This window comes from Candidatus Macondimonas diazotrophica (assembly GCF_004684205.1).
Lineage (GTDB): Bacteria > Pseudomonadota > Gammaproteobacteria > UBA5335 > UBA5335 > Macondimonas > Macondimonas diazotrophica.
Genome location: NZ_SRIO01000070.1, coordinates 1 through 982, shown reverse-complemented (window position 1 = coordinate 982; position 982 = coordinate 1). Strand labels below are relative to the sequence as shown.

General features: G+C 51.6%; 1 protein-coding gene. It reads left to right on the top strand.

All coding sequences use genetic code 11. The features are described 5' to 3' along the window. Positions 1-982: thymidylate synthase (gene thyA / locus E4680_RS13905; RefSeq protein ID WP_135283026.1), on the top strand; the 982-nt coding region annotated here is incomplete at both ends.

Sequence of the window (982 nt, the reverse complement as noted above, 5' to 3'; positions counted from 1 at the left end):
GGCGCGCAGATGCGCTTTGATCTTCGTGAAGGTTTCCCGCTGGTGACCACGAAGAAGGTGCACTTTAAATCCGTCGTGCATGAACTGCTGTGGTTCATCCGGGGCGACACGAATGTGAAGTACCTGAATGACAACGGTGTCACTATCTGGAACGAGTGGCTTGCCCCGTGGCCAAAAGAGCGTCCAATCGTAAAAGTGCCTAGGATAGATAAAGCGCCTGCGCCCTATAATGGCGACTTCAGTATACGCGGAGCAAATGCCTCTAGGGAATCCGTGGACGGTAAGTTAGCTAGTGCGTGGACTAGGATGATGTACAGATGCTATGATCCATCTGCGCATAATTTCAGATTTTATGGGGCTAAAGGGGTTACTGTAGCATCACACTGGCATGATGTGGCTAACTACATATCCGACGTTAAGACACTACCACACTGGGACTACAAACTAGCCAACTGGAATGATTTTGAGTTGGATAAAGACTACTTTGGTGCTAACCAGTATGGCCCCGATACATGTGTATGGCTCCCAAAGGACGAGAATATCAACTGCGATTGGTTATACATAAAGTCCCCCGATGGAGAGGAGTTCGTTGTAGATGGGTACGCTAAGGCAGAGGTTGCGCTTGGTATAAAGTCATCTACCTTGCATAGGTTCGTTACAGATTGTGTGCCTGACACGTTAAAAGGCCCCAATAAAAAATTTAAGGGGTGGGAGTTTTCTATCGCGGCTCCTATCGATGGATTATTCAGGAGAGCTTTGGTTCCTCGCGGCGAGCTTGGCCCGATCTACGGTAAACAGTGGCGCGCCTGGCCCTCCCCCGATGGACGTTCAATTGATCAACTCGCGCAGGTGATCGAGCAGATCCGCCGTGATCCAGATTCCCGCCGGCATATCGTCAGTGCCTGGAACGTGGCCGACCTGCCCGACATGGCGCTGGCCCCCTGCCATTGTCTGTTCCAGTTCCATGTGGCCGCAGGGCGAC